Origin of the sequence: Natronococcus roseus (assembly GCF_043677095.1) — an archaeon.
Classification (GTDB): Archaea; Halobacteriota; Halobacteria; order Halobacteriales; family Natrialbaceae; genus Natronococcus; species Natronococcus roseus.
The window spans coordinates 562,595-583,075 of sequence record NZ_JBHLJR010000003.1; the positions used below are offsets into that span (position 1 = coordinate 562,595).

The 20,481-nt window shown below is 61.3% G+C and carries 18 protein-coding genes and 1 pseudogene; 8 read left to right on the forward strand and 11 right to left on the reverse strand.

Annotation, left to right across the window (positions count from 1 at the left end; genetic code table 11):
* Positions 1-137 precede the first annotated feature (137 nt).
* Genes ACFEMD_RS10735 through ACFEMD_RS10745 form a run of 3 tightly spaced genes read left to right on the forward strand, consistent with a single transcriptional unit; the run spans position 138 to position 2,497 of the window.
* Positions 138-1,349, forward strand: a complete 1,212-nt coding sequence (locus ACFEMD_RS10735; RefSeq protein WP_394741001.1) for a tryptophan--tRNA ligase — start codon at positions 138-140, stop codon at positions 1,347-1,349.
* Positions 1,350-1,401: 52 nt separating this feature from the next.
* Positions 1,402-1,920, forward strand: a complete 519-nt coding sequence (locus ACFEMD_RS10740; RefSeq protein ID WP_394741002.1) for a metallophosphoesterase — start codon at positions 1,402-1,404, stop codon at positions 1,918-1,920.
* 49 nt (positions 1,921-1,969) lie between these two features.
* Positions 1,970-2,497 carry a hypothetical protein gene (locus ACFEMD_RS10745; protein WP_278290717.1) on the forward strand — a complete coding sequence of 176 codons (528 nt, stop codon included), beginning with the start codon at positions 1,970-1,972 and terminating at the stop codon, positions 2,495-2,497.
* 151 nt (positions 2,498-2,648) lie between these two features.
* Here ACFEMD_RS10745 and ACFEMD_RS10750 read toward each other — a convergent pair.
* A pseudogene (locus ACFEMD_RS10750) lies at positions 2,649-3,901 on the reverse strand (proteasome assembly chaperone family protein).
* Here ACFEMD_RS10750 and ACFEMD_RS10755 point away from each other — a divergent pair.
* The 3 genes from ACFEMD_RS10755 to ACFEMD_RS10765 all read left to right on the forward strand — a co-directional run bounded on the left by ACFEMD_RS10755 (position 3,798) and on the right by ACFEMD_RS10765 (position 7,379).
* Positions 3,798-4,355 (forward strand): KH domain-containing protein, encoded by a 558-nt coding sequence (locus ACFEMD_RS10755; RefSeq protein ID WP_394741003.1) that lies wholly within the window; start codon positions 3,798-3,800, stop codon positions 4,353-4,355. The pseudogene ACFEMD_RS10750 and the gene ACFEMD_RS10755 sit on opposite strands and share 104 nt — an antisense overlap.
* Before the next feature lie 177 nt (positions 4,356-4,532).
* On the forward strand, positions 4,533-6,191 hold the full coding sequence (thsA, locus tag ACFEMD_RS10760; protein ID WP_394741053.1) for a thermosome subunit alpha: 1,659 nt from the start codon (positions 4,533-4,535) through the stop codon (positions 6,189-6,191).
* A gap of 195 nt (positions 6,192-6,386) precedes the next feature.
* Positions 6,387-7,379, forward strand: a complete 993-nt coding sequence (locus tag ACFEMD_RS10765) for an ornithine cyclodeaminase family protein (protein WP_394741004.1) — start codon at positions 6,387-6,389, stop codon at positions 7,377-7,379.
* Positions 7,380-7,431: 52 nt separating this feature from the next.
* Here ACFEMD_RS10765 and ACFEMD_RS10770 read toward each other — a convergent pair whose 3' ends face one another.
* From ACFEMD_RS10770 to ACFEMD_RS10795, 6 genes are all read right to left on the reverse strand, one after another.
* Positions 7,432-8,868 (reverse strand): sugar porter family MFS transporter, encoded by a 1,437-nt coding sequence (locus ACFEMD_RS10770; RefSeq protein WP_394741005.1) that lies wholly within the window; start codon positions 8,866-8,868, stop codon positions 7,432-7,434.
* A gap of 131 nt (positions 8,869-8,999) precedes the next feature.
* A complete protein-coding gene (locus tag ACFEMD_RS10775) occupies positions 9,000-9,770 on the reverse strand; it encodes a YqjF family protein (protein ID WP_394741006.1) in 771 nt (256 codons plus the stop codon).
* A gap of 76 nt (positions 9,771-9,846) precedes the next feature.
* Positions 9,847-12,513: a leucine--tRNA ligase gene (gene leuS / locus ACFEMD_RS10780; protein ID WP_394741007.1), complete on the reverse strand. Its 2,667-nt coding sequence runs from the start codon at positions 12,511-12,513 to the stop codon at positions 9,847-9,849.
* Between the two features lie 156 nt (positions 12,514-12,669).
* Entirely contained in the window at positions 12,670-13,089 is a 420-nt protein-coding gene (locus tag ACFEMD_RS10785; protein WP_394741008.1) for an Hsp20/alpha crystallin family protein, read from the reverse strand.
* Between the two features lie 342 nt (positions 13,090-13,431).
* Positions 13,432-13,887, reverse strand: coding sequence for a peroxiredoxin (locus tag ACFEMD_RS10790; RefSeq protein WP_394741009.1), 456 nt, complete (start codon positions 13,885-13,887; stop codon positions 13,432-13,434).
* Between the two features lie 48 nt (positions 13,888-13,935).
* Positions 13,936-14,556 carry an ABC transporter permease subunit gene (locus ACFEMD_RS10795; protein WP_394741010.1) on the reverse strand — a complete coding sequence of 207 codons (621 nt, stop codon included), beginning with the start codon at positions 14,554-14,556 and terminating at the stop codon, positions 13,936-13,938.
* Positions 14,557-14,658: 102 nt separating this feature from the next.
* On the opposite strand from ACFEMD_RS10795, the gene ACFEMD_RS10800 reads away from it, so the two are divergent.
* Positions 14,659-15,957: an RNA-guided endonuclease InsQ/TnpB family protein gene (locus tag ACFEMD_RS10800; protein ID WP_394741011.1), complete on the forward strand. Its 1,299-nt coding sequence runs from the start codon at positions 14,659-14,661 to the stop codon at positions 15,955-15,957.
* Here the strand turns inward: ACFEMD_RS10800 and ACFEMD_RS10805 are convergent.
* The 4 genes from ACFEMD_RS10805 to ACFEMD_RS10820 form a co-directional block, all read right to left on the reverse strand.
* Complete coding sequence (locus ACFEMD_RS10805) at positions 15,935-16,231, reverse strand: hypothetical protein (RefSeq protein WP_394741012.1); 297 nt, start codon at positions 16,229-16,231, stop codon at positions 15,935-15,937. The genes ACFEMD_RS10800 and ACFEMD_RS10805 overlap by 23 nt on opposite strands.
* 145 nt (positions 16,232-16,376) lie before the next feature.
* Positions 16,377-18,491 (reverse strand): AAA family ATPase, encoded by a 2,115-nt coding sequence (locus ACFEMD_RS10810; RefSeq protein ID WP_394741013.1) that lies wholly within the window; start codon positions 18,489-18,491, stop codon positions 16,377-16,379.
* Between the two features lie 81 nt (positions 18,492-18,572).
* Positions 18,573-19,391 carry a prephenate dehydratase gene (gene pheA, locus ACFEMD_RS10815; RefSeq protein ID WP_394741014.1) on the reverse strand — a complete coding sequence of 273 codons (819 nt, stop codon included), beginning with the start codon at positions 19,389-19,391 and terminating at the stop codon, positions 18,573-18,575.
* A gap of 168 nt (positions 19,392-19,559) precedes the next feature.
* On the reverse strand, positions 19,560-19,868 hold the full coding sequence (locus ACFEMD_RS10820; RefSeq protein ID WP_005555158.1) for a non-histone chromosomal MC1 family protein: 309 nt from the start codon (positions 19,866-19,868) through the stop codon (positions 19,560-19,562).
* A gap of 236 nt (positions 19,869-20,104) precedes the next feature.
* On the opposite strand from ACFEMD_RS10820, the gene ACFEMD_RS10825 reads away from it, so the two are divergent.
* Positions 20,105-20,302: a hypothetical protein gene (locus ACFEMD_RS10825; RefSeq protein ID WP_005555160.1), complete on the forward strand. Its 198-nt coding sequence runs from the start codon at positions 20,105-20,107 to the stop codon at positions 20,300-20,302.
* Positions 20,303-20,481: the final 179 nt, after the last annotated feature.

Here is a 20,481-nt window from a genome sequence, read left to right on the forward strand (position 1 = left end):
GGCACGCCCGCTCGAGAGCGAACAGTGTCGTCGCTGCGGACGACGCGGCCTAACCCGTGGTCGCAACGACGGTGGCTCCCTTTGCTCGTTCTGCTTCACGTCTCGCTCGCCAGCCATCGCCGTCAACTCCATACAGGATGCCGAACACGACCAATTCGACCGACCGCACCGATCATACGACTACCGACACCGACGACTTCACCGTTACGCCCTACGCCGTCTCCGGCAACGTCGACTACGAAAAGCTGCTCGAGCGCTTCGGTGCCGATCCCCTCACCGACGCATACATCGAGCGCCTCCCTGACCATCCCGCGATTCGCAGACGAACGTTCTATGCCGGCCGCGACGTCGACCGCTACCTCGAGGCTGCCGAGGCGGGCGATCCGCACGCCTTGGTCACAGGCCGCGGCCCCTCTGGTCCGATGCACCTCGGGCACGTCCTGCCGCTGTATCTCGCGAAGCGGTTCCAAGAGAAGACAGGGGCGACGGTCTACGTTCCACTCTCCGACGACGAAAAGTTCCTTGCGAAGGAGGAATCGTTCGACTCGATCGGCGAGCACACCCGCGAGAACCTGCGAGACGTGCTCGCCGTTGGGTTCGACCCCGCGAGGACCCGAATCGTCGTCGATACCGCCGACGCGGACGTGATCTACCCGATCGCCGTGCGACTCGCGAAACACCTCACGCCAGCGACCGTCGAGGCGGTCTACGGCGAGCAGGACACCGTCGGGCTGCAGTTCTATCCGGCCGTCCAGGCTACACACCTCCTCCTGCCCCAGCTGGTCGCGGGCCGCCAGCCCACGCTGGTTCCGATCGCCGTCGATCAGGATCCCCACGTCCGCGTCTGTCGGGACGTCGCGGCGAGAGAGGCCCTGCCCGTCGAGAAGCCGGGCGCCCTGCTCGGACGTTTCCTGCCGAGCCTCGAGGGGCCGGGCAAGATGAGTTCCTCGAGCGAGGCGGCGTCGATCGAACTCACCGACGATTCGGAGACCGTCGCGGAGACGATCCGCACCTACGCCTACACGGGTGGGCGAGCAACGCTCGAGGCTCACCGCGAGAAGGGCGGCGACCCGTCGATCGACGTTCCGTTTCAGTATTTACGGTTCTTCTTCGAGGACGACGACGCCGAACTCGAGCGCATCGCCCGGGAGTACCGGTCGGGGAACCTGCTCAGCGGGGAACTGAAGGAGATCGCGACCGATCGGATCGCCGATTTCCTGATCGAGCACCAGCGTCGGCGGGATTCGCTCGGCTCGCTCGCGGACGAACTCGAGCCCTACCGGCTGTCGGAATCCGAGCGACGGCAGGCACTCGAGTCGGCCGGCGTTCCGACGTCGCTCCGGCCGTAGTGGAAGGAGGTCCGTCCGAACGTCTTAGTGGCTCGACCGCACGCGATGTGGTATGAACATCGGGATCGTCTCCGACACCCACGACAACGTCGCCGCGGCCGAACGCGCAGCCGACGTTTTCGAGGCGGAGGACGTCGAGGTCGTCATCCACTGCGGCGACTTCGTCGCGCCGCCCCTGCTCTCGGCGTTCGAGGGGTTCGAACTCCACGGGGTGCTCGGGAACAACGACGGCGAAATCTCCGGCCTCGAGGCGACGTTCGACGCCCTTGGCGAGGGAAGCGAACTCCACGGCCGGTTCGCCGACCTCGAGTTCGACGGGCTCTCCTTTGCGGCCCTTCACGGGGAGTCGAAGGCGGAGGTCGAAGCGCTCGCCGCGGCCGAGACGTACGACGTCGTCTGCTACGGCCACCACCACCGACGCGACCACACCGACGTAGGCGACACGACGCTGCTCAACCCCGGCGCGCAGTTCCCGACGGTTCCCGACGAACACCGAACGGTCGCCGTCGTCGACACGGACTCGGCATCGGTTCGATTCCGTTCCGTCACCGGATCGGCCGAGAGCCGGTAACCTGCGGGGAGTCATCGGCTATTTATCGGTGGTGGCCGTTGTCACCGGTATGAGCAGAGACCGGCGCGATCGGACACCCGGCCGGCGGACCCGTCCCGCCCACACGCGAAAGCGTCAGTCGTGGTACGGGTACGGCACGATAGCCACCATGGAGAAGAGCCGATTCGGCTGCTTCCTTCACGACCTGACGTCGATCTTCGGCGAGGTGTCGATCCTCGGGCTTCCGGTACTGCTGCTCGTCGGAATGACCAGTTCGACGGCGAGTTACGGGGTAACGGCGGCCGCGATCGTCGCCTGGCTGACCATGGTGCTGGTCGGCACCCTCGTTCGTGGCGGATGGGTTCGGCCGCTTGGAACGGAGACGCTCGGCTGGCTCACGCTTTCGCCGGCGCTGATCGCCCTTCGGTTCGTCCACTACAACACCGCCCTCGCCGTCGCGGCCTACGGCGGTGTCGGGGTCGCGGTCGTCGTCGGCGTCCCGCCGCTGTCGATCCTCGTAGCGATCGTCGTCGGGGTGGGTTCGATGCTCGTGCTTCCGGCGATCGGAGAGTCGATCGCTCGTTCCCGACGCCCGTAACGCCGCTCGGCCGCGACGTCTCACGTGATTCGAGGAGGAAGCCCACGACTGTAGTCGTGGGAGGAATCCGACGGTCCTTCTGATCCCGCCGCCGATAGCACGGCTGGTTTCGCCACCGCTATCATTAAGTGTCAATGGAAACATGATTAGGTCACACTCTCGGTCGGCCAAATGTGTCGGCTGTGGAGGGGCCTCCGTAGGTAGGCCCTGATGTCGGGGACGGATGATACAGCGCCCCTCTGGTCGGACTACCCGACCATGAACCGGTGAGAGTCCACCGATAATTAAAGCGGTGTGAAGCAGATTCGGACGCAGACCACGGGTCGGAAAACCACGCAGGAAATCCCTCCGTGTGACTGACCTTCTGCCGTACAACCCGCCCGAGGCGACGGACGAAGCGTGGGCCGAAACCTCTCGCGGGGGAAAGCCCACGACTGAAGTCGTGGGTAACTTGCATGAACATTCGATCCATCGGCAACTGGCGTTCCTCCGAGCTCCCTCCCTCCGACTCGAGCGTCTCGATGCGATCCGCGAGCTCTCCGTAGTAGCGACTTATCGACTCCGAGCGCTCCCGGAGCTGTCGATCGTCGACCTCGAGACCGTACCCCTCGCGGAGAAAGTCCAGGAACCGAACAGCGGCGTCGAAGTCCGGTCCCGGCGGGTGGATCGGCGTGACGATCGTCCCGAGGGGTGGCAGCCTACCGTCCAGGCTCCGATTCGTGAACTCGCCGGGAACGCCGTCGAGGACGCCGCCACGAAGCGGTTCGAACTCGGATTCCTCGAGCCGCCGCTCACGGTACTCGGGCGTCGCGACGAAGAAGACCGCGTGTTCGTCGGGGCCGTGGGGGAACGGAACCCGTGCAGGAGGGCGATCTCCTCGAGCCGGCTCGAGGCGACGAGGTTCTCCACGGCGTCCGCGAACGCGGCGGCGGCCCACACCGGAACGACGACCTCGCTGACGAGCACGCAGATATCGTGATCGGCCGCCGCGTAGAGACGCATCGGCCGTCTGGGCGTCCCGTCTTCGAAGGGGGTGACCGTCGGCAGGTTTCGAGAGCGGACGTGGCCGACCTGCTCGAACTCGAACTGTGTGAGCAGGTGATCCGCCGCGGTGAGCCCCGCGAGCCCGAAGTTCGAGAGGCCGACGAGGAGCGTTCCCTCGAGCGATCGGTCGTCCGATACCGACACTTCGTACCGCGGTTCGTTCGCCATGTCGAGAGAGACGTCGAAACGGGGTATAACCGTTGCACCGTCGATGGCGGACCAAGGCCTTAACCTCGCTGAGCGAATACTGAAGGGCATGAAGCACGTGAAGATTCCGCAGGACCGCATCGGTGTCCTCATCGGCGAGGGCGGCGAGACGATGCGCGAGATCGAGGCGGCGGCGGAGGTCCGTCTGGACATCGACTCGGAGAACGGCTCCGTCGCCGTCGAGACCGTCGGCGATCCCGTTCGCGGACTCAAGGGACCCGAAATCGTTCGCGCGATCGGTCGCGGCTTTCCGCCAGAGGAGGCGCTGCAGCTGCTCGAGGACGACATGATGCAACTCGACATCGTCGACATCGACGCCGCCGCACGCAACAAAAACGACATGAAACGCAAGAAGGGCCGGCTCATCGGCGAGGACGGTCGCACCCGCGAGCTCATGGAGGAGCTGTCGGGCGCCGACGTCGTTATCTACGGCTCGACGCTCGGCGCGATCGGCGCCCCGCCGGAGGTCGACGCCGTTCGCACCGCCGCCGAGATGCTGCTCGACGGCGCCCCTCACGGAACGGTGTACTCGTTCCTCGAGGAGCGCCACAACGAAATGAAACACCAGGGGATGCAGTACCACCGCTACCCCGGTAGCGAATCCTGATCGCTCGCGTTCCGGTCGGAACGCGTTTTCGTCGCGCTCGTTGCATATAAATAGTGGAACGAGCGGCAGTACCGAATCCCCGTACTGAACCGTTGTGTGAGGGGTTGTGTCATCCTATAGCGAAGGTTTTATATAGAATAGCAATCAATCCATCAGGTGACTATGGCACAACAGCAGATGGGCAACCAGCCCCTTATCGTACTCTCGGAGGACAGCCAGCGAACGTCCGGCAAGGACGCCCAGTCGATGAACGTCCAGGCCGGCAAGGCCGTCGCCGAGTCGGTACGGACCACACTCGGTCCGAAAGGGATGGACAAGATGCTCGTCGACTCCTCGGGTAACGTTATCGTCACGAACGACGGCGTGACGCTGCTCTCGGAGATGGAGATCGACCACCCGGCGGCCGACATGATCGTCGAAGTCGCCGAGACCCAGGAGGACGAGGTCGGTGACGGAACGACGAGCGCCGTCGTCGTCGCCGGCGAACTCCTCACCCAGGCCGAGGACCTCCTCGACCAGGACATCCACGCCACCACCCTCGCCCAGGGGTACCGCCAGGCCGCCGAGGAGGCCACGGAGGCCCTCGAGGAGATCGCTATCGACGTCGACGAGGACGACGAGGAGATCCTCCACCAGATCGCCGCGACGGCGATGACCGGGAAGGGCGCAGAGAGCGCCCGCGACCTGCTCGCCGAGCTCGTCGTCAGCGCCGTCCAGTCCGTCGCGGACGACGACGAGGTCGACACGGACAACATCAAAGTCGAGAAGGTCGTCGGCGGCTCGATCGAGAACTCCGAGCTCGTCGAGGGCGTCATCGTCGACAAGGAGCGCGTCTCCGAGAACATGCCGTACTTCGCCGAGGACGCCAACGTCGCGATCGTCGACGGCGACCTCGAGATTAAGGAGACCGAGATCGACGCCGAGGTCAACGTCACCGACCCCGACCAGCTCGAGCAGTTCTTAGAGCAGGAAGAGGCCCAGCTCCAGGAGATGGCCCAGAAGGTCGCCGACGCCGGCGCCGACGTCGTCTTCGTCGACGGCGGCATCGACGACATGGCCCAGCACTACCTGGCCCAGGAGGGCATCATCGCCGTCCGTCGCGTCAAGTCCAGCGACCAGAGCCAGCTGGCCCGCGCGACCGGTGCGACGCCCGTCACCAGCGTCGACGACCTGACCGAGGACGACCTCGGCTTCGCCGGCAGCGTCGCCCAGAAGGAGATCGCGGGCGACCAGCGAATCTTCGTCGAGGACGTCGACGACGCCAAGGCCGTCACCCTGATCCTCCGCGGCGGCACCGAACACGTCATCGACGAGGTCGACCGCGCAATCGAGGACTCGCTGGGCGTCGTGCGCACGACCCTCGAGGACGGCAAGGTCGTGGCCGGCGGCGGTGCGCCCGAGATCGAGCTCTCGCTCGCCCTGCGGGACCACGCCGATTCCGTCGGCGGCCGCGAGCAGCTGGCCGTCGAGGCGTTCGCCGACGCCCTCGAGGTCATCCCGCGCACCCTCGCCGAGAACGCCGGTCTCGATCCCATCGACTCGCTGGTCGAGCTGCGCGCGGCCCACGACGGCGGTAACGAGGCCTCCGGACTGGACGCGTTCACCGGCGACACGATCGACATGGGCGAGGAAGGCGTCTACGAGCCGCTTCGCGTGAAGACCCAGGCGATCGAGTCGGCCACCGAGGCTGCCGTCATGCTGCTGCGCATCGACGACGTCATCGCCGCCGGTGACCTCGCCGTCGCCGACGACGACGATGACGAGGAGATGCCGCCGGGCGGCGGCGGTATGGGCGGCATGGGCGGCATGGGTGGCGGTATGGGCGGCATGATGTAGGCGAGATTCGAAGAATCTCACACACCTGAGCGAGCGGATTGCTCGCTCACTCGTCCACCCTGCCGTTCGACCGAAGTAACGCACCGTTCGATCGATTGGTCGGCCCACACGTCGATTTCTTTCGCTACCCCGCTCGAGGAGCATCCCGTCCGTCACTTAGCACCACTTAAGTAGCAGCCCGCAATATTCGCCGATATGCAGACGCTTCTCCTGGACAGCGACGACGTCGACGAGCACGCGCGGATGGCCGACGTTATCAGTGCAGTCGAGGACGCCTTCGGCGCCTACGAGCGCGGCGACGCCCAGATGCCGGCCAAATCCTACATCGACCTGCCCCAGTACAACGGCGACTTCCGGTCGATGCCCGCCTACCTCGACGCGGGCGAGTGGGACGCGGCGGGGGTCAAGTGGGTCAACGTCCACCCCGACAATCCCACCGATCACGATCTGCCGACCGTACTCGGGACGATGATCTATTCCGACCCGGAGACCGCCTCCCCGCTGGCGATCATGGACGGCACCGCGCTGACGATGAAACGGACGGGTGCGGCGGCGGCCGTCGCGACCGACTACCTCGCCGTTCCCGACGCCACGTCGATGGGGGTCGTCGGCGCGGGCGTCCAGTCGTACACCCAGCTCGAGGCGATCAGCGAGATCCGCCCGATCGAGGAGGTCGTCGTCAGCGATCTCGACGACGACCGCGTTCAGCGCTTCATCGACGCCTACGGCGACGAGTTCGACGTCCGTGCGGGCTCGATCTCCGAGGCGGGCCACTGTGACGTCCTCTCGACGGTGACGCCAGTCCGGGATCCCGTCGTCGGCCTCGAGGACGTCGGCGACCACACTCACATCAATGCGATCGGCGCCGACGCCGAGGAGAAACACGAACTGAGCGACGAACTGCTGCTCGAGTCGACGATCGTTATCGACGACCACAAGCAGTGTACCCACTCCGGCGAGGTCAACGTCCCGTACAACGAGGGGACGCTTACGGACGACGATATCTACGGCGAGATCGGCGAACTCGTTGCCGGCAAGAAGCCGGCTCGCGAGGACGACACCGGCGTCACCGTCTTCGACTCCACCGGGCTCGCGATTCAGGACGTCGCGGCGGCCCACGTCGTCTACGAGGACGCCCGAGAGCACGGGGCCGGCTTCGACTTCGGACTGATCCACACCGATCGATAGCCGTCGCGGTCAGCGACCGAACTCCTGTTCTTTTCAAAAAATAGAACTGCGCTCAGTCGTCGCTGCCGACCGCGTCGGGGTGGTCGTCCGGTCCGACGAGGGTGTTCTCGCGCAGATCGGCCTCGATCTCCTCGAGCGAGCGTCCCTTCGTCTCGGGAACGAGCTTGTAGCAGAAGATCAGCGCGGCCAGAGAGCAGGCCCCGAAGAGCCAGAACGTGCTGGCTTGGCCGACGGCGTCGACCAGTCCCAGGAAGGTAAGCGAGACCAGCAGGTTCGCCGCCCAGTTGACGACCGTCGCGGCACCCATCGCCGTCCCCCGGATCTGTGTGGGGTAGATCTCGGAGATCAGCAGCCAGAAGACCGGGCCGAGCCCGATCGCGAAGAAGGCGACGTACAGCATCAGGCCGATCGTCGCGAGCCAGCCGACGATCCCCGAGAGCCCGGGCAAGAAGAACGCGAGTCCGAGCAGGCCGAGCATGACGGTCATCCCGACGAGTCCGGTCAGCAACAGCGGCCGCCGACCAGTCCGATCGATCAGGAGCACGGCGACGACCGTCATCACGACGTTAACGACGCCGATCCCGACCGTCGCCAGGATCGAGGCGGTGTCCTGGAACCCGGTCGACTCGAGGATCACCGGCGCGTAGTACATGACGACGTTGATCCCGGTTACCTGCTGGAAGGCGGCCAGCCCGATCCCGACGACGAGCATCGGCCGAACCCACGGTTTGAACAGATCGCCGACGGTGCCGGACTCCGTTTTGACCGTTTCCTTGATCTCGCGGAGCTCCGCGGCGACGCGGCTCTCGGTTCGGGTTCGGGAGAGCACGTCGCGAGCGTCGTCGACCCGTCCCTGTTCGTATAGCCAGCGGGGACTCTCGGGCATAAACAGCATCCCGACGAACAGCACGACGGCGGGAATCATCCCGAGCCCGAGCATCCAGCGCCAGTCACCGCCGCCCGAAAAGGCGTAGTTCACGAGGTAGGCGATGAGGATACCGCTCGTAATCGTCAGCTGATTGAGCGAGACCAGCGAGCCGCGGATCTTCGGCGGCGCAAGCTCGGAAATGTAGAGGGGGCCGACCACGGAGGCGAAGCCGATCCCGACGCCGTTGATCAGTCGGCCGAAGATCAACACCTCGACGTTCGGGGCGATCGCCATGACGAGCGAGCCGACGAAGAAGATCACGGCGCCGACGAGGATGAGTCGACGCCGTCCGAGTCGGTCGGCGAGTCGGCCACCGAACGCGGCGCCGACGATCGCACCGCCCATCGCGCCGCTGACGATGAGCCCCTCGACGAACGAGGCGCTCATGGGGTAGCCAAACAGCGCGGTCAGATCGAAGCTGTTCTGGATGTACAGCATCGCGCCGGCGATAACGCCGGTGTCGAAGCCGAACAACAGTCCGTTGAGCGCCGCCAACGCGGCGACGACGTAGACGAAGGAGTTTCGTCCGGTCTCCTCTGTGGTCGCGTCTTTCGTTGCCATGCGGTTAGAACTCGAGCGTTCTTTCTAACCCGAGTAAACTAATCTGTCGCTTTCATATAATATACATGGATAATAGGAGAATATAATGAACAACTGTCGACACTGGATCCGCTCCGTCTGAAACCCGTCTTCTACTCCTGATCCGGAAGCCAACGCGGGATCGACCCCCGAATCGGAAGCCGGTCGCAGTAGTGAACGACCGGATCGCCGGTCGGCGACGGAAGTCCGTTAGCCGCGAACATCGTGTTCTCGTGGATCGTGGCCTCGGCCGGCTGGAGCGGCCACGGATCGTGAGCGATCTCTCCACCCATCACGCCTTCGCCGGACGGGGCGTAGAACCGTCGTCGCTCGGTGAGCCAGTAGGCGAGCGAATCGGTTTTGGGAACGGAGACATCACCAGTAGGACGGTACGACGCCACGAACCGGGCCGGATCACCCGTCTTCGACCAGCGTCGCTCGCTCGAGAACTCGATCCGATCATCGCGATCCTCGAGGGACATACGGGCGGTGTAGACCGGAAGTCGGGTCGCGCGGCCGATCGATTCGCCGATCGCCGGATTGTCGACGTCGACGCTGAAGAAGTAGAGCGCTGGATCGCCGCGGTGTTCGACGTACGTCCGGACGTTGAGCTCGGTGACGTCGAGCCTCGCGACGGAGGGGGTTCCTCGCAGTCCGGCGTCGGCGAGGACGAACGGCAACACGCTGAGCCAGGCCTGCCCGTCTCGAGTCTCGAGCTCGAGCTGACCGGGAACGTGGGGCCGAAGCGCCTCGGGGTCGACCGGCCAGTGAGCAAACAGTCCCGTTCGCCAGGTCATCGCGGCGACGTACGGCGCCCTCGGGCTCGAGACGCCGGCGACCGGCCACCGCGCTGGGTCCGACTGCGCTCTGCCGTCGTTCGTCATTCGGTGTTCCCACTACACACGGACGCAGAAATAAAAGAACAGCCTGCCCGTTCCACGCTCGTCGGCGAGGTCGCCGTCAGTTCTCAGCGCCGTCCTTGATCTCGATCGCCGGCCGTCCGGGTTCGGCGTTTTTCAGGACGCTCTCGTCGACCTCGTCGGCGCGGCGAACGCTGACTGAGGCCTCGAACTCGCGCTCGAGCAGCCACGCCGCCGACTCGAGGGCCTCGCGCTCCGCGTCGGGCTTGAGGGTCCTCGACAGCGCCTCGCGCTCGGCCTGCAGGTCCTGGCCGTAGTCGGCCGCGGCGTCGCCCTGCTCGCGGATGTGGGACTCCTGCATGAGCTCCCCGATCAGGTTCGGCGCGTCGCTCTCGACGGCGATCTCGAGGGCGTCGTACTTCCAGTCGGGCGCAACGACGACGTCGATCGCCTGGGGGTCTTCGATGCCGGCGACATCGACGATGTCGCGGACGTCCTCGCGGGTGTTCTCGACCAGCTGGCGGCGTTTTCGGACGTGGTCGCGGTCGACCTCGGCGGTCGGCCACTCGGCCTCCGCGGCGAACCCGTCGTAGCCGAGCTCGTCGTACAGCTCCTCGCCGATGTGGGGTGCGACGGGCGCCAGCAGCCGGACGACCGCCGACAGCCCTCGCTCGTAGGTGTCGGCGTGGGGCTCGGCGTACTCCGAGTACTGTCTGAGCGTCCGCACCAGGTCCTGGACCTCCCGCAGCGCCCGGTTGAACGTCAGCTCGTCGTACTTCTCGGTCGCGATGGCGACCGTCGCGTCGATCTCGCCGTCGACGTAGCTCGCGACGGCGTCGTCGTCGCCCGCGGGATCGTCGTACTCTTCGACCATCCCCTGCAGGCGCGTCAGGAAGGCGTACGTCGAGCGGACGCCCTCCTCGCTCCAGTCGAAGTCCCGCTCGGGCTGGGCGGCCTGCATCATAAAGAGGCGAGCGGTGTCGGCGCCGTACTCCTCAACGATCCGCTGGGGCGAGACGACGTTGCCCTTCGACTTCGACATCTTCTCGCCCTCGAGCTGGACCATTCCCTGGGCGAGCAGGTTCGTGAAGGGTTCGCGGTGCTCGAGGCCCTCGTGATCGGCAAGCACCTTCGTGAAGAATCTCGAGTACAGCAGGTGCATCACGGCGTGTTCGATCCCGCCGACGTACTGGTCGACGGGCATCCAGTCGTTAGCCTGCTCGAGGTCGAAGGGGGCCTCCTCGAGGTCGGGCGAGACGTACCGCAGGAAGTACCACGAAGAATCGACGAAGGTGTCCATCGTGTCGGTCTCGCGGGTGGCGGCCCCGCCGCAGTCGGGACAGGTCGTCTCCTTCCACTCCTCGGCCTCGTCCAGCGGGTTGCCGGTGGTGTTGATGAACGCCGGCAGCTCGACGGGCAGCTCCTCCTCGGGGAGCACGACCGATCCACAGCCGTCGTGGCAGTGGACGACCGGGATCGGCGTCCCCCAGTAGCGCTGCCGGGAGATCCCCCAGTCCCGGAGCTGGTACTGGGTGGTCCACTGGGCGGTGTCGATCTCCTCGGTCAGCCGTTCACGGGCGGCGTCGCTCTCGAGGCCGGAGTACTCCCCGGAGTTGACCAACACGCCGTCTTCGGTGTAGGCTTCCTCGCTGACGTCGGGCGCCTTGGGGGCTGTTTCGCCGTCCCAGTCGTCCGGTTCGGGGGCGACGACGGGAACGATCTCCTCGCCCATCTTCGTCGCGAAGGCGTGGTCGCGCTGGTCGTGGCCCGGCACCGCCATCAGCGCGCCCGTCCCGACGTCCGAGAGGACGAAGTCGGCGACGTAGACGGGAATCTCCTCGCCGGTGACGGGGTTCGTGGCGGTCAGGTCGGTCGCGACGCCGTTTGGCTCGTCACCCTCGGGGTCGGCCTCCTCCTCGATGAAGTGGCGCACGTCTTCGTCCTCCTCGGCCACCTGCTCGCTGATCGGGTGGTCCGGTGCGAGCGCGAAGAAGGTTGCGCCGTGGATGGTGTCGACGCGGGTCGTGAAGGCCTCGACGCTGCCGTAGCCCTCTATGGAGAACTCGAGTTCGGTCCCCTCCTGGCGACCGATCCAGTTGCGCTGCATCTGGCGTACCGAGTTGGGCCACCCCTCGAGGTCGGCGATATCCTCGAGCAGTTCGTCCGCGTACTCGGTGATCTTCAGGAACCACTGCTCGAGTTCGCGCTCCTCGACCGGCGTATCGCAGCGCCAGCAGAGTTCGGCCTCGCCCTCGACCTGCTCGTCGGCGAGGACGGTCTCGCACTCGGGACACCAGTTGACCTCGGCGTCCCGTCGATCGACCAGCCCCTCCTCGTGGAACCGGGCGAAGAGCCACTGGTTCCACCTGTAGTAGTCGGGCGTGCAGGTCGCGATCTCGCGCTCCCAGTCGTAGCCAAAGCCCATTGACTCCATCTGGCTGCGCATCGTCTCGATGCAGTCGAACGTCCAGTCTCGCGGGTTGGTGTCGCGCTCCTTGGCTGCGTTCTCGGCGGGGAGGCCGAACGCGTCCCACCCCATCGGGTGAAGCACGTCGTCGCCCTGCAGCCGTCGGAACCGGGCGTAGGCGTCCGTGATCGTGTAGTTTCGGACGTGACCCATGTGGAGCTTCCCCGACGGGTACGGATACATCCCGAGGACGTACGTCGGATCCTCGACGTCGTCGGGCGTCCGGTAGACGTCCGCCTCGTCCCACGCCTCCTGCCAGCGTCGTTCGACCGCCGCGTGGTCGTATCCCGCGTCGCTCATCTGTTTATATACGTGTGGTAGCGTCGCCGTCGTATACCTTTCTATACAGTGGGCGGACCCTCAACCGGACTGGTGGGTCGAAAAGAACGGCGTCCACGTTCGGTTCGGCTCGATTGCTCGAGCCGTCGAGAACGGGCGTTTCGATCTCGAGGCCGACTACTCGATGTCGATCGCTCTCGAGTCGTCGCCGCCCTCGACCTTCGGCAGGTGGACCGTCAGGACGCCGTTTTCGAAGCTCGCCGACACCGACTCCTCCTCGACGGGGTCCGGAAGCCGAATCCGACGGTTGACCGACGTTCGAGTCCGCTCGCGCCGAATGTACCGTTCGGAGGCGTGCTCGAGTTCGTCGGCCCGCTCGGCCTCGAGGCGCAGGGTCCCCTCGGCAAGGGTGAGCTCGATGTCGTCGGTGTCGTAGCCGGGAAGATCGGCCGTGACGACGTACTCTTCGGCCCTGTCGGCGACGTCGACCGGCACCGAACCCGGCACCTGAAGCCCGCCGCTGCCCATCCCGCCTTCGACCTGCTTGCTGACACGGTCGAGCATCTCCTCGATCTCCTCGAACGGGTTTCGTCGCATACTTCGGCGTAGGTGCTCGAAAGGGATAAATTCTGCTCGGAACGGCGTTCGAAAAGGACCACGCAAACAGGTGGCTCGGCTCCTCCGTTTTCTTTGCTCCGATCTCGAGGAGGCGTGGTCCGTATCGTCGTGCTCGGCTCTCGACACGCGATACGCCGTCTGGCTGATCACCGGACTTGCTATCGTCCCGCGACGTCAGTGCGTTCTACGTCCGAGCATATAAACACTGTGCTTGGTATACTCACGCATTCGGTGTCGGCGATCGACGAACTCTGACGCGTCCCTCGAGACGGCTACAGCGGCCTCTCTCGAGGCCACGGCGGAACTGACCGGGAGGAACGACTACTCGGAGAGGGTTACGCGCCCGTCCTCGAGCGCGTCGAGCAACACCTGTCGGGCGTGGCCGTCCGGGTCGACGTCCTCGTAGGCGGCCTTGACCTCGCCGTCGCCGATGAAAAAGGTCGTCCGCGCGGTCGCGCCGTTTCGAACCTCGACGTCGAACGCCTCGGCGAGCTCGGCGTCGGGATCCGCCAGCAGGTCGAACTCGAGCCCCTCCGACTCGCAAAACGACTGGTGGGAGTCGACGTCGTCGGTCGAGACGCCGTAGACGTCGACGCCGGCCTCGTGGTAGGTCTCCAGTTCGTGCTGGAACTGGGTCGCCTCGGTCGTACAGCCCGGCGTCTCGTCTCGCGGGTAGAAGTACAGAACCGTCGGACGTTCGAACTCGAGGACGACCTCCTCGCCGTCCTGGTTGCGCGCGGTGACGGTCGGTGCGTCGTCGCCTGCGGTGAGTGCCATACCCGCAGTACGGTGGGAGGGTGAAAAACGATTTGGACAGCGACCCGGCTACGAGAGATCGGCGTCGCGAAAGCGGAGGTAGCCGACCGCGAGCGGGAGGGCGATCCAGAACAGCAGTACCGCGGTCAGGAACAGCGGTTCGTGGACGAGCGTCTCGGTCGTCCTCGTTGGAGTCTGGTCAGTCTGGGTTGCACTGACTCCCTCCTCCGTCGCGGTGATGGCGATCTGGTTCGCCTCGGGAAGGAGTACGTCCGCACTCGTACTCATCGCGGTAAGGGGATTGAGGTGGTCGACGACGGCAATCCACGTCGGCGGGTCGGCGCCCGGAAGACTTCGGTTGACCGCGTAGTAGAGCCCGTCGACGACGTACGACCAGAGGACGGTCGCGAGGAGATACCCCCCGATGGCGACGCTGATCGCTCTGGTTCTGGTCTCGGCGACGGCCGAAATCCCGACCGCGATCGAGACGATCGCCGCTACCGAGAGGAGGACGAACAGCACGTACGCCGCGATCGAGGCGAGCGGCGGGAGTCCGACCGTCGTGGCGATCATCCCGATCGCCGCCAGGAACCCGCCCAGAACGGCGACCGCGAGAACGGCCGTCCGGCCGACGAACTTGCCGAGCAATACGTCCAGCCGGGAGTGGGGAAGCCCGAGCAGGAATTTCATCCAGTGATATAGGAGAAAGCCTTGGGCTTGATCCTAGGGCGAACCCGATAGACAGAGCGATATAAACTATTAAGAAGACATATTCCTAACAAATAGGTGGTGATGGAACACAGTCACCGCTACCGCGCTTACCCGAGTGACGAGGTAGCGGCGGCTGCTAACCATCATATCGACGTTCATCGTCAACTCTACAACCACGTTCGATGGGACTACGAAAACAGTCCCGAAGACGACAAACCGAGCGAATACGCGCAGAACAACAAACTTCCCAAGTGGAAACGTAAGTGGCCCGTATTCGCAGAACTTCACTCGAAAGCCGCACAAGCCACTGTTGCACGCTTCCACCGCAACCTCTCGAATCTTCGCAAGCAGAAGGAGAATGGATACAACGTTGGTCGGCTCAAACGACAATCACCAGCCGACTATCGAAGTGTCACGTACAGCCAGTCAGGCTTCGACCTCAATAACAAGAGGGGCCGAGACGGGGACGCTTACGTGCGCTTCAGCAAACTCGGTTGGATGAAAATCCGCTACCACCGACCACTTCCAGAACACGCTTCCATCAAAGAAGTCACGCTCAAAAAGGAACGGACAAACGACTGGTTCGTCTCTTTCAGCCTCGAAACCGACGACGAATACGTCCCAGAGAAACCCGCGTTAGACACACTTGATGCGAACAATAGCGTCGGGATCGACCTTGGAATCCAGAACTATATCCACACGTCTGACGGTAAGACAGTGGACTGGCTCGATCTTGAAGACGAGTATCAGCGACTCCGGCGTGAACAGAGGAAACTCTCGCGAAAGGAACACGGGTCGAACAACTACGAGAAACAGCGCCGAAAAGTCGCCAAGGCAAAGCGAAAGATTCGGCGGAAGGTGCTGGACTACCAGCACAAACTCACGACATGGCTCGTCACAAAGTACGACGCCGTATTCGTGGAAGACCTCAACGTTGCTGGAATGCTTCAACGAGATGGAAGCGCTCGAAACAACCAAGATGCGGCATGGCGGCAATTCATCACTCTCCTCGAATACAAGGGCGACCTATACGGCACGCACGTCGTCCAAGTGCTTGCTCGCGGGACGACCAAAGAGTGCGCGAAGTGTGGCGTGGAGACAGCGAAGCCATTGTGGGTTCGTGACCACTCATGCCCATCGTGTGGTTTCGAAACCGATAGGGACGCAAACGCGGCGTTGAATGTCCTACAACGCGGATTTTCCGAGTTAGGGCTGGGATGGCCCGAAGATACGCCTGTGGAGACTGTGGCCGCTACAGACACCGCTGATTTCCAGCGAGTGTCTGCAAGTCACGTCATTGAAGCAGGAAGCCTCAGGGTCGTTCGAGAGAGTTCACTCTCTCGTGATGACGAGACGCCTACAGCGTCTCGAACCACTTGACCCTGAGGTGATTCACGTTGCCAGTTTCGCGCCCGCTGCCGATCGCCTGGTATCCGATCAAAAGACCGAGTATCGGCAGGACGGTCTCCGTCTCCAGGTCCTCGAGAAAGCGCGCCGCGAGTTCGGGATCCGGATCCTCGACATATATGTGGCTGCTGCAGCCGTCAAGGACGCCGTAGTCGAGCCCAGACGAGAATTTCGCCACTACCAAGAGCAACTCAATGGCAAGCGAGAGCGACTGTTGGAATAGGGGAATCCTCGTGAGGCACAGCAAACTCGAGGCGAGCGTGAACGTTACCGAAAGCGTTAATAGATAAACTACGACTACCGTAATGGATTGAATTCCCTATTTTGGTACAAATATAATATTTATACTAATGTAATGGAGATCTCAACATCACTCTGTATTCATAGAACTATTATTCTGCATTAGAGGAGTCACGTTCAGAAGGAGGATTATTTATTGTTGATTGGATATCTTCTATAAGACTCTGGAACGATTCCAGAGTTTGTTCTTCAATAGTGTCGACGCCCCATTCATCATGTGCTATCTTCCGGTCAATATGATCCGCCATTGCGGCCTTGTCAATTGAGTCTGGTTTTTGTTCAATTTCACCTTTGCCATATAGACTATCTAAAACAGCATTCACTCTTCTTTTGAAGTGTTTTCCATCACCTAGTTCATTCTCAAATTGAGATCTTGAAATTCCTTCATGAACTTCACAATACACCTCCGAAAGACGACCATTGGGAAAGAAATCTTCAATCATTCCAGAATCGAACCGGTCCGGTAAGAAATCAGTCACCTCTCCGATCCGGTTTTCTGAAATACCTGCATTTAGGAGGCTCTCTTTAGTAGTCTGACCAGCAGAATCATCGTCAATTAGTATATAATATTCATAGTCTTCAGCCTCCATTAGTTGTGCAAGAACCGTTCCATTTCCGGAACCTCTCATATCAATTATAGACGCCTCCTTAGGTAAAGATAGATAATCATTCTTCTCAAACAATTTTGAGAATCTATTTAAATATACTCGATCTGTATATCCTTCAACAATAATATTAGAAGTACTAGTAAATAGTGATCTAGCATATGTTGCCCCAAGAACCGTACGTATTGGTGCCAAACTGTCTAATCCGCTTGATTCTACTTTCGATAGGTCCTCCTTCACAACTGTTCCAGTGTGACTTTCGTTTCTCTCAACAACCCTTACTTGTCTTAATTCGGATGGTTCAATCAAATAGGGCGAATGAGTACTATAAACTAGACTACTGTCCTGTGCAATACTCTCGAAGGCTCTTCTAAGGTCGACATGTCCTTGAGGATGGAGATAGGTTCCCGGATCATCAAGTAGGATAAGATCATCGTCTTCTGTATTTTCTCCTGTTATAAGCTGGATACAAAATGATAAGAACCACCGAAAGCCCTCACTTCGATCAGAAGCGAAAGTGAATATTTCTTTTCCTTGATTGTCCTTTTCATATATTTTTATGGATAGATCCCCGTCTAGAAGCCTAAGGTTAAAACGAATGTCCGTTTGATCCCAGTACTGGTTGAACTTTCTAGTGAGTTCCTTTTCAGCAGATTCAATGTATACCTCTCTCTCGTGTCTAGTGTAACTCTCACGCTGCTCTTTTCGAAGTTCGAATTTCTCGAGCAGTTGATCATATGGACTGCCCGGTTCTATATCTTCCTTCTTTCGATTGGTCTTTCTCTCGATTGTTTCTATATTCTCGAAATATGCTATGCTAGGCAATCCTTCTAGTTCATCTTTTGATAGCTTAAAGTCACCTTCAGGCAGATTCCTCCTTAGATCTGCCTGAATACTCTTCAAAAATGAATAATATTCTATTTCATTTCTATGAAAATTCCTGGCGTACTTGACCTTGTTTCGAATATAATCGGGGTCTATAGGGTCTCTTTGTCCGGAGAAATCCAAACCCTCCCAAGGAGAGTTTGCTATCTCTTTATTTATAACATCCAAATATTTTCTTATACTCCGGTGTTCTGTGCTCTGAATGGATGATTGTAACTCCTCTGGGTTTATTTTTAATCTCTCGAAGCAACTCTCGTAACCCCTACTTCTTAAAGTTCTAATAGTTGTTGCTGTTTTCCTCTTTTGGGACGCATATTCAGATTCTTGTATGTAGATTCTATGACTCCCATCTGCGTATCTCGACAGAAATATTGGAATATCTGATAAGTCTCTATCACTATTGCTTCGTTTTTCATTTTTATGTGATTGAACAATATTTCCGAGAGTTAACCATAGTGCAGGCGATGTTTGAGATGTTACTGGTACTGTTAGGATTTCAATTTTCTCCTTCTCTAAATTGTTTATTTGTGGATTTCTCCGGGACAAAAACTCCCTTTTTATTTCCTCATCTTTGCCTAGGTGTGATATCGCTTCTAAAATATTAGTTTTTCCTGCTTCATTTCTACCCACAAAACTAGTTATATCTTCTTCAAGACTTATCCACCCAGAATCGACTATTGATTTATAGTTCTTTATTCTAAACTCGCCAATTCTCATGTATATGTTGCTTTTCTACACATGCAAAAATCATCGGATATGCTATCTCCTATATCCGAGATCCAATATAGATCGACTCACTCACTCGACGACGTGTTCGGTATCGTACGATCCGAGCCGTCGCACCCAGCCCTTCTCGGCTAGCTCCTCGATATCCTCGAGCGCCTCGATCGTCCGGGACTCGTACAGCCCCGCCTCGACGTCGATGTGGAAGACGTAGTCGCCGAGTCGCTGGCCGCTGGGGCGGGACTCGACCCGCGAGAGGTTGATGTCTCGCTCGGCGAAGGGCTCGAGCAACTCGAGCAACAGCCCGGGGTAGTTCGCGTTCGGATAGACGACGAACGTCGACTTCCCGCCGCCCGTCGAGCGCTCGTCGGCGGGCGCGAGCGCGAAAAACCGCGTCGCGTTCGAGTCCTGGTCCTGGATGTCCTCGGCGAGCACCTCGAGTCCGTTCTCGATGTCGGCGTTCGCGGGGTGGCCGATCCCCGCGATCGAGGCGTCGTCGCGGGCGAACTCGACGCCCTGGGCGGTGCTGGCGACGGCCTCGAGGGTGGCGTCGGGGTACTCGCGCTCGAGGTAGGAACGACACTGCGCGAGCGCCTGGGAGTGGCTGGCGATCGTGCCGAACTCCGGCCCTTGGGCGAGCAGCGCGTGGCGGATCGGGGTGACGATCTCGCGGACGATCGCGACGTCGTACTCGGCGACGGCATCCAGGCTCTCGGTGACGCTGCCTTCGATGCTGTTCTCGATAGGAACGATCCCGCGGTCGTACTCGTCGGTCGCGACGGCCTCGACGATCGAGGTCACCGACTGTCGGAACCCGATCTCGTCGTCGTCGGCGATCGCGCTCGCTGCCCGGTGCGAGTAGGTCCCTTCGGGACCGAGCGTGACTGTACGCATTGGCTCAGTCTTTGCCGGACCGCGTCAAAAGCGCGTCGGAGCGGACGCGTTCGGCCCGACCGATCGCTCGACTCGCCTCGAGGACGGACCCGGAACCCGAGTCGCGATCGAGCGTTCGACTCGCGGTTCGGAACGACGTCCTCCGCAAAACAATCGGTTCTTGGACGGCTACTCCTCGAGGTGGTCGATTCCCTTCTTGGCGACGTTCGCTTCCGTGATCTCGCTGGGCATCCAGTCGGGCTTGTCGTCGGGGGCGGTCTCCTCCCAGGCCCAGCCGTCGTAGATGTGGACCTTGTCGGTACCTTTCTCCCGGAGCCGGAGCTCGATTCGATCCGCCGCGTCCTCGCTCGAGCCCGGCTCGAGTCGGCGGGCCGCCTTGAGTGCGGCCTGTCGCGGCGTGTTTCCCGAGAAGACGCTCGTCTCGTCGCCGCCCGATTCTCGCAGTGCGAAGTTCCGCTTTCCGTCCTCACGTACCATAGTTTTAGCCTCCATGTCAGTTCTGCACACGATCAGACATAAAGATATCCCCCAAAATCGACGGACTGCGCTACTATGTTTAAATGATCTTGTTGGACCGACCCGGTCAGTGCTCTTCCCGAATCAGTGCTACGGCACGGTCGCGCGGTAGGTTCGGACCCGAAACGAGATCATTCGCTGTGTCGTAGAAAACACTTAAGTATATCCTACGGCGAAGTGCGACCTAGAATCCCGCGATGGTCCGGAAAAAGAAGTTGAGTCCAAGCGGTGCGAAAGACGAAGACGGCAACTACCACAACGTCCATCTGAACCTCCACGAGGACGAACTCGCAGTCGCGGGTATGGATATCGGCGACGAAGTTTTCGTTCGCGTCCGGGACGGGAAGATCATCATCCAGAAAGCTAACGAAGAAGAGGTAGAACACGAGTTTTGACGTTTGCTCCGTCGAGTTCCGTTCCGTTTTCGTGTAGCCGCAGCTTCGAACCGGCGTTCGCGGTCGTCGCTGAACTGAGATCGACGTTTCCCGACTATCCGGGTAGCCACACCGTTTCTGGCCGTTCGCCGGTCGCTTCTCTTCCGAACTGACGGTCGAGAGAGTAACGTCTGCTCGAT

Excerpts from the sequence above, each read along its gene's own strand:
- ACFEMD_RS10775 (WP_394741006.1), bottom strand. The coding sequence starts at position 9,770 with ATGACGAACGACGGCAGAGCGCAGTCGGACCCAGCGCGGTGGCCGGTC.
- ACFEMD_RS10765 (WP_394741004.1), top strand. The coding sequence starts at position 6,387 with ATGCAGACGCTTCTCCTGGACAGCGACGACGTCGACGAGCACGCGCGG.
- ACFEMD_RS10735 (WP_394741001.1), top strand. The coding sequence starts at position 138 with ATGCCGAACACGACCAATTCGACCGACCGCACCGATCATACGACTACC.
- ACFEMD_RS10825 (WP_005555160.1), top strand. The coding sequence starts at position 20,105 with ATGGTCCGGAAAAAGAAGTTGAGTCCAAGCGGTGCGAAAGACGAAGAC.
- ACFEMD_RS10770 (WP_394741005.1), bottom strand. The coding sequence starts at position 8,868 with ATGGCAACGAAAGACGCGACCACAGAGGAGACCGGACGAAACTCCTTC.
- ACFEMD_RS10810 (WP_394741013.1), bottom strand. The coding sequence starts at position 18,491 with ATGAGAATTGGCGAGTTTAGAATAAAGAACTATAAATCAATAGTCGAT.
- pheA (WP_394741014.1), bottom strand. The coding sequence starts at position 19,391 with ATGCGTACAGTCACGCTCGGTCCCGAAGGGACCTACTCGCACCGGGCA.
- ACFEMD_RS10740 (WP_394741002.1), top strand. The coding sequence starts at position 1,402 with ATGAACATCGGGATCGTCTCCGACACCCACGACAACGTCGCCGCGGCC.
- thsA (WP_394741053.1), top strand. The coding sequence starts at position 4,533 with ATGGGCAACCAGCCCCTTATCGTACTCTCGGAGGACAGCCAGCGAACG.
- ACFEMD_RS10820 (WP_005555158.1), bottom strand. The coding sequence starts at position 19,868 with ATGGTACGTGAGGACGGAAAGCGGAACTTCGCACTGCGAGAATCGGGC.
- ACFEMD_RS10795 (WP_394741010.1), bottom strand. The coding sequence starts at position 14,556 with ATGAAATTCCTGCTCGGGCTTCCCCACTCCCGGCTGGACGTATTGCTC.
- ACFEMD_RS10800 (WP_394741011.1), top strand. The coding sequence starts at position 14,659 with ATGGAACACAGTCACCGCTACCGCGCTTACCCGAGTGACGAGGTAGCG.
- ACFEMD_RS10785 (WP_394741008.1), bottom strand. The coding sequence starts at position 13,089 with ATGCGACGAAACCCGTTCGAGGAGATCGAGGAGATGCTCGACCGTGTC.
- ACFEMD_RS10790 (WP_394741009.1), bottom strand. The coding sequence starts at position 13,887 with ATGGCACTCACCGCAGGCGACGACGCACCGACCGTCACCGCGCGCAAC.
- ACFEMD_RS10755 (WP_394741003.1), top strand. The coding sequence starts at position 3,798 with ATGAAGCACGTGAAGATTCCGCAGGACCGCATCGGTGTCCTCATCGGC.
- leuS (WP_394741007.1), bottom strand. The coding sequence starts at position 12,513 with ATGAGCGACGCGGGATACGACCACGCGGCGGTCGAACGACGCTGGCAG.
- ACFEMD_RS10745 (WP_278290717.1), top strand. The coding sequence starts at position 1,970 with ATGAGCAGAGACCGGCGCGATCGGACACCCGGCCGGCGGACCCGTCCC.